The 8,209-nt window shown below is 67.7% G+C and carries 10 protein-coding genes; 6 read left to right on the top strand and 4 right to left on the bottom strand.

Annotated elements, in window-relative coordinates; translation table 11 throughout:
* Window positions 1-200 precede the first annotated feature (200 nt).
* Genes A9X04_RS16725 through A9X04_RS16700 form a run of 6 tightly spaced genes read left to right on the top strand, consistent with a single transcriptional unit; the run spans window position 201 to window position 5,812 of the window.
* Window positions 201-1,103 carry an STAS domain-containing protein gene (locus A9X04_RS16725; RefSeq protein ID WP_067922575.1) on the top strand — a complete coding sequence of 301 codons (903 nt, stop codon included), beginning with the start codon at window positions 201-203 and terminating at the stop codon, window positions 1,101-1,103.
* 21 nt (window positions 1,104-1,124) lie between these two features.
* On the top strand, window positions 1,125-1,514 hold the full coding sequence (locus A9X04_RS16720; protein WP_067922573.1) for an STAS domain-containing protein: 390 nt from the start codon (window positions 1,125-1,127) through the stop codon (window positions 1,512-1,514).
* Entirely contained in the window at window positions 1,504-1,914 is a 411-nt protein-coding gene (locus A9X04_RS16715; protein WP_067922571.1) for an anti-sigma regulatory factor, read from the top strand. The genes A9X04_RS16720 and A9X04_RS16715 overlap by 11 nt, the downstream gene beginning before the upstream one ends.
* Window positions 1,907-2,533 carry a SpoIIE family protein phosphatase gene (locus A9X04_RS16710; protein WP_067922568.1) on the top strand — a complete coding sequence of 209 codons (627 nt, stop codon included), beginning with the start codon at window positions 1,907-1,909 and terminating at the stop codon, window positions 2,531-2,533. The genes A9X04_RS16715 and A9X04_RS16710 overlap by 8 nt, the downstream gene beginning before the upstream one ends.
* Window positions 2,530-4,743, top strand: coding sequence for a SpoIIE family protein phosphatase (locus A9X04_RS16705; RefSeq protein ID WP_067922566.1), 2,214 nt, complete (start codon window positions 2,530-2,532; stop codon window positions 4,741-4,743). The genes A9X04_RS16710 and A9X04_RS16705 overlap by 4 nt, the downstream gene beginning before the upstream one ends.
* A gap of 49 nt (window positions 4,744-4,792) precedes the next feature.
* On the top strand, window positions 4,793-5,812 hold the full coding sequence (locus tag A9X04_RS16700) for an iron-containing redox enzyme family protein (RefSeq protein ID WP_067922578.1): 1,020 nt from the start codon (window positions 4,793-4,795) through the stop codon (window positions 5,810-5,812).
* On the opposite strand, the gene A9X04_RS29790 is transcribed toward A9X04_RS16700, so the two are convergent.
* The 4 genes from A9X04_RS29790 to A9X04_RS16685 all read right to left on the bottom strand — a co-directional run.
* On the bottom strand, window positions 5,760-6,008 hold the full coding sequence (locus A9X04_RS29790; RefSeq protein WP_082975042.1) for a CDGSH iron-sulfur domain-containing protein: 249 nt from the start codon (window positions 6,006-6,008) through the stop codon (window positions 5,760-5,762). The two genes, A9X04_RS16700 and A9X04_RS29790, sit on opposite strands and share 53 nt — an antisense overlap.
* Window positions 6,005-6,694: a HemK2/MTQ2 family protein methyltransferase gene (locus tag A9X04_RS16695; protein WP_067922563.1), complete on the bottom strand. Its 690-nt coding sequence runs from the start codon at window positions 6,692-6,694 to the stop codon at window positions 6,005-6,007. Before A9X04_RS16695 ends, A9X04_RS29790 begins: the two co-directional genes overlap by 4 nt.
* Window positions 6,695-6,793: 99 nt before the next feature.
* A complete protein-coding gene (locus A9X04_RS16690) occupies window positions 6,794-7,348 on the bottom strand; it encodes a type 1 glutamine amidotransferase domain-containing protein (RefSeq protein WP_067922561.1) in 555 nt (184 codons plus the stop codon).
* Between the two features lie 25 nt (window positions 7,349-7,373).
* On the bottom strand, window positions 7,374-8,209 hold an 836-nt coding region (locus tag A9X04_RS16685; RefSeq protein WP_067922558.1), incomplete at its 5' end, for a zinc-binding dehydrogenase.

Here is an 8,209-nt window from a genome sequence, read left to right as displayed (position 1 = left end):
CCTCAACCAACGTGGTAATCGAATCAGGAGCTGACAATGGCAATCCTTTGTCCCGGGCTTCAGGGTGTGGTGCAAGCCTAGCCTGCGTTGCGGACTGCGAGAAGAATATGCCCTCAACACCTGCCCCGCGGCAACCCAGGCTAGTCTCGCAAAATCGAGCCTGCACACGGCGGGGCGCGGACCGGCACCTGGGAGGCCACATGTCAGATTCGCCGGCGGAGTTCAGCGGCGCGGGCGCCACCGTGCAGGCAGTCGGTATTTCCAGCGAGGGCCTGTTACCCCAGCTCGTCCAGCACCTGCGGCAGAACCGCACCGTCCTGCGCGAGGAGTGGGCGCGCCGGATCACCGAGGCCGAACTGCTCACCGCGATGACGCCGGAGGAGCTGTTCTCCGAGGCGACGGCCGTCTACGACAACTACGTGGAGGTGCTCGAGACCGGTAGCGTCGAGGCGCTGCAGGCCTACGCGCGCGACCTGTCGGAGCGCATCATTCCGCGGGGCGTGGAAACGGACGAGGTCGTCGGCATCGTGCTGCTGCTGCGCGACGTGCTCGCGCGTTCGTTGTTCGAGAAGTACCAGACGGAATTCGACATGCTCAACCGGGTTCTGGACGCGTACGAACCGGCGGCCAACCGCATCGCCAACACCGTGGCGGTCAGCTTCGTCCAGGAGCGCGAGCGCATCATCCGCCAGCAGCAGGAGGCGATTCGCGAGCTGTCCACGCCGGTGCTGCAGGTGCGTGAACAGCTGCTGATTCTGCCGATCATCGGTGTGCTCGATTCCCAGCGCGCCCGCCAGGTCACCGAACAGCTGCTGAGAGCCATCCGCGCCAACCGCGCGAAGGTGGTGGTCATCGACATCACCGGTGTGCCCACCATCGACTCCACGGTGGCCAACCACCTGGTGCAGACGGTCGACGCGTCGGGGTTGATGGGCGCCAGCGTCATCATCACCGGCCTGTCCTCCGAAATCGCCCTGACGCTGGTGACGATCGGCCTGGACCTGTCGAAGATGAACGCCGTCGGCGACCTGCAGGGCGGCATCGAGGAAGCCGAGCGGCTGCTGGGCTACGAGGTCACCCGCACCGGCGAGCAGACCGGATAAAAAGAGGAACACGAGCGCCCCATGCCGGTACCGATCCTGAAACAGGGTGCGATCCTCATCGCCTCGGTGCAGGCCGCGCTCAGCGACTCCGACGCCGAGCGGCTTCGCTATGACCTCATGGAGCGGGTCAGCCGGTTCCGCGCGCAGGGCATCATCGTCGACGTCACCGCCATCGACGTGATGGACTCCTTCGCGGCCCGGTCGCTGCGGACGATCGCCCACATGACGCGGCTGCGCGGCGCGGACACGGTGATCGTCGGCCTGCAGCCCGAGGTGGCCTTCGCGATGGTTCAGCTGGGCCTGGCGTTCGACGACATGAATACGGCGCTGGACCTCGAGGAGGGCCTGGCCCTGCTGAATCGCCAACTGGCGCAGCGGAAACCGGTGATCGGGCGCGACGGTGGAGACTGACATCGTCGTCGACATCGACAATTCTGACGACATCGTCGAAGCCCGCAAAGCCGGACATCAACTCGCACTCGACCTGGGATTCTCGCTCACCGACGTCACGATGATCGCCACGGCGATCTCCGAGATCGCGCGAAACATCACCAGCTACGCCGGTCGCGGCGTGGTCAGGGTCTTCGTCGCCGACCGGGAGGGCCGCAAGGCCCTGGTGGTGCGCGCGGAGGATCAGGGACCGGGCATCGCCGACATCGAGCGGGCGATGGAGGACGGGTATTCGACCGGGCGCGGGCTCGGCATGGGCCTGCCCGGCTCGCGACGACTGATGGACAGGTTGTTCGTGGAATCCGCGCTCGGCCGGGGGACGGTCGTCGAGATGTGGAAATGGGTTCCGCCCCATGCGTGAGAACGGCCGCTTCGGGCCGATCGAGTGGGCGCGGGCGGGTCGTCCCCTGCCCAGTGAGTTCACCTCCGGGGATCGGGGCATCGCGGTCGACGTCGGCGGCGAGGCCGCCCTGTTCGGCGTGGTGGACGGCCTCGGCCACGGTCCGGAGGCCGCGACCGCGGCGCTGCGGGCCGTCGAAGCGGTCAAACGCTCCAGCGGTGAGCGGATCGAGGTGTTGATCCAGCTCTGTCACCGGCTGCTCGCCGGGACCCGAGGCGTCGCGATGACCCTGGCGCGGGTCGACTTCGCAGCCAACACGCTGACGTGGACGGGCGTCGGCAACGTCACCGCCGACCTGGTGGCCAAGGCCCCCACCGGCATCCAGGTGAGGTCCAGTGCGCGGCTGACCGCGGGCATCGTCGGCTATCGCATACCGGAAATCAGGCCCGCGCAAGTGATTTCGATGCGTCCGGGTGATCTGCTCGTGATGAGCACCGACGGAATCGCCGAAGACTACCTGGACCACATCGACTTCGCCGCGCCCGCCGTCGCCATCGCTGAGGAGCTTCTCGGCAAGGACGCGAAGGAAACCGACGACGCCATGGTGCTGACCGCCCGGCACCGGGGAGCCTCGACATGAGCGACGACGACTTCCACGCCCGGTACGCCGCGGCGTTGCGTGCCTATATGGAGGCGCGCGACGAGGACAGCCTGGCTGTCGCGTATGAGCTCGGGCGCCGGGCGTTGCAAGAAGACGTCAGCCTGCTGGGCATCATCGAGCGCCACGTCGAGCTGATCCTCGAACTGGCCAAGGACATCCAGGTCGACGCACCGATCGCGCTGGAGTTCCTGCTGCAGATGCTGGTGCCCCTCGACATCGCCACCCGCGGCTTCCTGGACGGCACCAGGCGCTACGCGCGCGAGCGCGCCCGCGCCGAGGGGCTGGCCGACCGCGACAAATTCCGCACCGCGCTGGTGAATTCGTTGCAGGAGGGCTTTTTCGTCGCCGACCACGAGGGCTCCGTGGTCGAGATGAACAACGCCCTCATCGAGATCCTCGGCTATCCCGCCGAGAACCTGCCGTACCGGTGGCCGCATCCGTGGTTGGTCGACCAACAGGGCGCCACCCAACAGCAGGCGCTCGTGCGCAGCATCGGCAGCACCGCGTACGAGACGCCGATCCGCCATCGCGACGGGCATCTGGTCTGGGTGACGGTGAGCATCAACGCGGTCCAGGGCAGCGGCAGCGACCAAGACGTCTTCGTGGGAACGATCCGGGACATCACCGCCGAGCGGGCCTTCGCCGCGCGGGAAAGCGCGGTCCTGCGTCTGGCCACGGCGGTGGCGGTGGCCAGGAGCGTGGACGAGCTGCTGTCCATCACCCTCGCCGAGTGCACCGCGGCGATCGACGTGCAACGGGTGATCGCGATCTCCTGGCCGGCCACCGGGGGAGAACCGACCGTCCAGGTCGCCGGCGAACCGTCCGAGACCTCCTGGCGCACGCTGGATCCCTGGCTGCGTCACACCTTCGAGGACGCGCGCCACCAGCTGCCGCTGACCGCCAAGACGATCGAGCGACCCGACAGCCCCGGCAAGGCCCAGGGATTGGTGGCGGTGCTCTCCGGCGCGGGCGACGTGGCCCTGTGGCTGGAGCTGCGCTCACCGCGCTGGGTCAGCGCCGAAGACCGGCTGCTGATCACGGTCCTCATCGGTCACCTCAGCCTGGCCATGCAACACGTCCGCCAGTTCGAGAGCGCCCGCGAGACGTCGCTGACGTTGCAGCGCGCCCTGCTGCCGACCATGGAACCGCCGCCGGGCTTCGCCGTGCGCTACGAGCCCGCCGTCCCGCCCCTGGAAATCGGCGGCGATTGGTATGACGTGCTCCCGATCGGCGATCACCGCATCGGCATCGTCGTGGGTGACTGCGTGGGCCGCGGCCTGCCGGCGGCGGCGGTCATGGGGCAGCTCCGCAGTTCGGCGCGCGCGCTGTTGATCAATGGGGCCGAGCCCGCGCTCTTGCTCGAGCAGCTCGACTCGGCGGCGTCGCTCATCCCGAATGCGTACTGCACCACCGTGTTCCTGGCGATCCTGGACACCGAATCCGGGGTCCTGCAGTACAGCAACGCCGGTCACATGCCCGCCGTGCTCGTCGGCTCGGAGCCCGGCACGGTGATGATGCTGACCGACGCCTCGTCGGTGCCGCTGGCGGTTCGTCGCACGGAGCCCCGCCCGCAGGCCAGCCGGGTGCTGCCGCCCGGCTCGACCCTGATGCTGTTCACCGACGGGCTGGTCGAGCGCAAGCACGAGTCCATCGACGACGGGATCAATCGGGCGGCGGCGGTTCTGGCGAAGACGACGACGTTGCCGTTGGATTCCGTCGCCGATGCGGTGTTGCGTGAGTTGGCTCCCGCTTCGGGGTATGACGACGACGTGGCCATGGTGATCTATCGGTACCGGCAATCCCCGCTTCGCATCGAAAGTGAGGCCAGGGCAGACCAATTGGCCGGCATTCGGCACAGGTTGGCCGACTGGCTGCGCGCCGCGGGCCTGCCGGACGAACTGGCCGCCGACATCGTGCTGGTCGCCAACGAGGCCTGCACGAACTGCGTCGAGCACGCATACTCCGGGCACCCGCCGGGCACGATGTCGCTCGACGTCGAACTCGCGGACGGGGATATCCGCGCCCGGGTCACCGACCACGGCTCCTGGAAGGAACCGGCCGACAACCCCGGCAACGGCGGGCGGGGCCTGCTGCTGATGAGGGCGCTCAGCAGCACGCTGGAGCTCGATCACGGCCCCGACGGAACCGCCGTCGACCTCACCTTTCGCCTGCCGGCCGAGGCCGTCTAGGGGTGGCACCGCACCGTTTGTGGCCCCTGGATTGCGGGTAGTCGTGGGCGTGACCCGCGCATCGATCTCGACCGAACCCGTCCTGCCTGCGGCACACGGGCCGTTGTCGACAGCGGTTCGTCGCGCCCTGACGGGGCCGCCGTCGCATGACCACCTGACGCGCATCGGCGCGTCGGTGCGCGATTCGGATCCCTACGGCCTGGACCTGCAGCTGGCGCTGTGCATGTGCTACGAGCTGCACTACCGCGGATTCGCGGGGGTGGATCCGGCCTGGGAGTGGAATCCGGCGCTGCTGGCCCTGCGCGCCGAACTGGAACGCGTCTTCCTGGCCGGTGTGCGCCGCGACGTCGGGCCCATCGCGGACGACCAGACCGCGGCCGCCGAAATGGAGGCCATCTCGGTCGAACCGGCCGACGGCACCGGCCCGTCGTATTACTTGCGCGACACCGGAACGTGGCAGCAGATGCGCGAATACTTCGTGCACCGCTCGGTGTATCACCTCAAAGAGGGCGATCCCCACGCGTGGGCGATCCCGCGACTGATGGGTGTCGCCAAAGCGGCTTTCGTGGCAATCGAATTCGACGAATACGGCGCCGGGCGGGGCCCCCGGTTGCATCAGCAGCTCTTCGCCGACCTGATGGCGGCCGCGGGCCTCGACACGACGTACCTGGCCTATGCGGACGTTGTCACCGCCGAGGCGCTGGCGGCGGTGAACCTGATGTCGCTCTTCGGGCTGCACCGCGAGTTGCGCGGCGCCGCCATCGGGCACTTCGCGTCAACCGAGATCACGTCACCGCCGGGGTCCCGGCGCATGGTGCAAGCCCTGCAGCGGATGGGGGCGCCGTCCGCGTGCGTGGAGTTCTACGCCGAGCACGTCGAGGCCGACGCGGTGCACGAACACGTGGTGCGCATCGATGTCGTCGGGGACCTCGTCGCCCGGGAGCCACAGCTCGATCGCGACGTTGTGTTCGGGATCCGCGCGCATGCGGCGGTCGAAAACCGGTTGGCCGACGCCGTTATGGCGTCGTGGCAGCAGGGTCGGACGTCGTTGCGGAGGGCGCTGGACTAGGCGTCCGCCGGGACAGATTCCGGCATCGCCGGTGGCTGGTGTCGCACAACGGATAGTTGTCGCTGCGCCGGCAGGTGCAGATGGCGACCATGAACCGGTCGGATTCGACGACCTCCCCGTCGGGCATCTCGATGCTCACCGGGCCGGCCACCAGCACCGGTCCGCCCACAACCACCTGTACCCGGGTGCCGCTCATCGCTTGTCCGCCCGGATCACGATCAGCTCCTCCTCCCGGCGGCCGGGCGGTATCAACCCGCCGCTCTGCAGCCAGGCCGCCCGCGCCGTCATCACGGGGCCGAACGGTATCCATTTCGACGCAACGACTTTCGCGTCCATGCCGGCCCACTTCAGCGCGTCCAGCGATTGCTGGACACCGGCCAGGGCCGAGTGCACCAACAGCAGGGTTCCGCCGTCGCACAACAACTTCGGCGCCGCTTCGCACAGCGGATCCAGCACCATCCGCCCGTCCGGGCCGGCGTTCCACGCCCACGACGGCCCCGCGCTCACCGGGATCGCCGCCGTGTCGTCGTGCGGCGGTGCGGGCACGTACGGCGGGTTGGACACGACGACGTCGAACGGCGCGCAGTCCAGTGCGTCGCTCCACGTGCCGTTGCGGACGTCGACGTGCACGCCGGCGGCGACGGCGTTGCCGCGCGAACAGCCCACCGCCTGCGGACAAATGTCGAAGGCCGTGACACCGGCGGCGCCCATTTCGGCGGCGGCGATCGCGACAAATCCGCTGCCCGTGCACAAGTCGAGAACACGCCGGCCCGGTATGAGTCCGCTTTCTGCCATTACGCCCACCAGCAATCGGGAATCATCTTGCGGCTGATAAACGTTCGAGGCAGCAGAAACAACGGGTCCGGGATATGTTGTGGTCAACTTTGGCCTTTCGACGGATCGCCGCGGCGATCACTGCTTGGCCTGTGTAATGCCCGCAAACCGGTGGCTTCAAACGGAGTGCGGGAAGGCCCTTTTCGGCTAACCCGCAGGCGCGTGTGCTAATTGCTGCACGATGGTCGCGCAAAACGCGGGGAGGTCCTTGGGTGATCGGCTGGTGATCAGATTGCCGTCGACGACGACCTCCTCGTCCACCACGTTCGCCCCGGCGTTGCGAAGGTCGGTGCGGATGGACGGATACGACGTGAGCGTGCGGCCCTTTGCCACGCCGGCTTCCAGCAGCGTCCAGGGACCGTGACAAATCGCGGCGACCGGCTTTCCGGAGGCGGCGAAGTCGCGCACGAAGGACACGGCGGAGCTGTCCATCCGCAGCTTGTCCGGGTTGACGGTGCCGCCGGGCAGCACCAGGCCGTCGAATTCGGAGACCGATGCGTCCGAGACCGCCCGGTCGACTTCGAAGGTTCCGGCCGGCTCCAGATCGTGGTTGCGGGCCTGGATTTCGCCGGTCTTCAGCGAAAGCAACTCGACCTGGGCGCCCGCTCCCTCGAGCGCCGAACGGGGTTGTTCGAGTTCTACCTTCTCGACGCCATCGGCGGCGAGAATCGCGACTTTCTTGCCCTGCAATTCATTTGCCATGGCGATTCCCCTTCCTTACTTCCGGTCAACTCGGATTGAGGATGACTTTGGTGCAGCCGTCCTCTTTGTTCTTGAAGATCTCGTATCCGTGCGGCGCCTGATCAAGGGTCAGGTGGTGGCTGACGATGATGGTCGGGTCGATGTCGCCGTTGCGGATCCGGTCCAGCAGCGGCCGCATGTAGCGGTGCACGTGACACTGGCCGGTCTTGATGGTGAGCGACCGGTTCATGACCGCCCCGATGGGGAACTTGTCCATCAGTCCGCCGTACACCCCGATGATCGAAATCGTGCCGCCGTTGCGGCAGCTCATCGCCGCTTCCCGGATGGCATGCGGGCGTTCGGTTTCCAGGCGCGCCGCCTGCTTGACGCGGTCATAGGCGTCCACCGGGGCAGACCCGCTGCGCGCTTCCATGCCGGCGGCGTCGATGCAATGGTCGGGTCCCCGGCCGGCGGTGATGTCCCGAAGCTCCTCGAGGACCGACGTCTCGGCGAAGTTGACCGATGTGGCGCCGATCTGCTTCGCCAATTCGAGTCGATACGGAACGCGGTCGACGGCAATGACTTTCGATGCCCCGAGCAGGTACGCGCTCATGATCGCGAACAGGCCGACCGGGCCCGCACCCCACACCGCGACCACGTCGCCAGGGGTGATGTTGCACATCTCCGCGCCCATGTATCCGGTCGGGAGGATGTCGGACAGGAACAGGACCTGCTCGTCGGTCAGGTCGTCTTCGATCCTCAGCGGGCCCACATCGGCGAACGGCACCCGAGCGTATTCGGCCTGACCGCCGGCGAAGCCGCCGAGCATGTGCGAGTACCCGAACAGGCCGGCCGGGGAGTGACCCATGAATTTCTCGGCGA

Source organism: Mycobacterium sp. E3247 (genome assembly GCF_001667785.1).
In the GTDB taxonomy this organism is placed as follows: Bacteria; Actinomycetota; Actinomycetes; order Mycobacteriales; family Mycobacteriaceae; genus Mycobacterium.
Note: the sequence above shows the minus strand (reverse complement) of the source record. Positions and strands in the feature narration are given on the sequence as shown.

Excerpts from the sequence above, each read along its gene's own strand:
- A9X04_RS16725 (WP_067922575.1), top strand. The coding sequence starts at position 201 with ATGTCAGATTCGCCGGCGGAGTTCAGCGGCGCGGGCGCCACCGTGCAG.
- A9X04_RS16720 (WP_067922573.1), top strand. The coding sequence starts at position 1,125 with ATGCCGGTACCGATCCTGAAACAGGGTGCGATCCTCATCGCCTCGGTG.
- A9X04_RS16710 (WP_067922568.1), top strand. The coding sequence starts at position 1,907 with ATGCGTGAGAACGGCCGCTTCGGGCCGATCGAGTGGGCGCGGGCGGGT.
- A9X04_RS16705 (WP_067922566.1), top strand. The coding sequence starts at position 2,530 with ATGAGCGACGACGACTTCCACGCCCGGTACGCCGCGGCGTTGCGTGCC.
- A9X04_RS29790 (WP_082975042.1), bottom strand. The coding sequence starts at position 6,008 with ATGAGCGGCACCCGGGTACAGGTGGTTGTGGGCGGACCGGTGCTGGTG.
- A9X04_RS16690 (WP_067922561.1), bottom strand. The coding sequence starts at position 7,348 with ATGGCAAATGAATTGCAGGGCAAGAAAGTCGCGATTCTCGCCGCCGAT.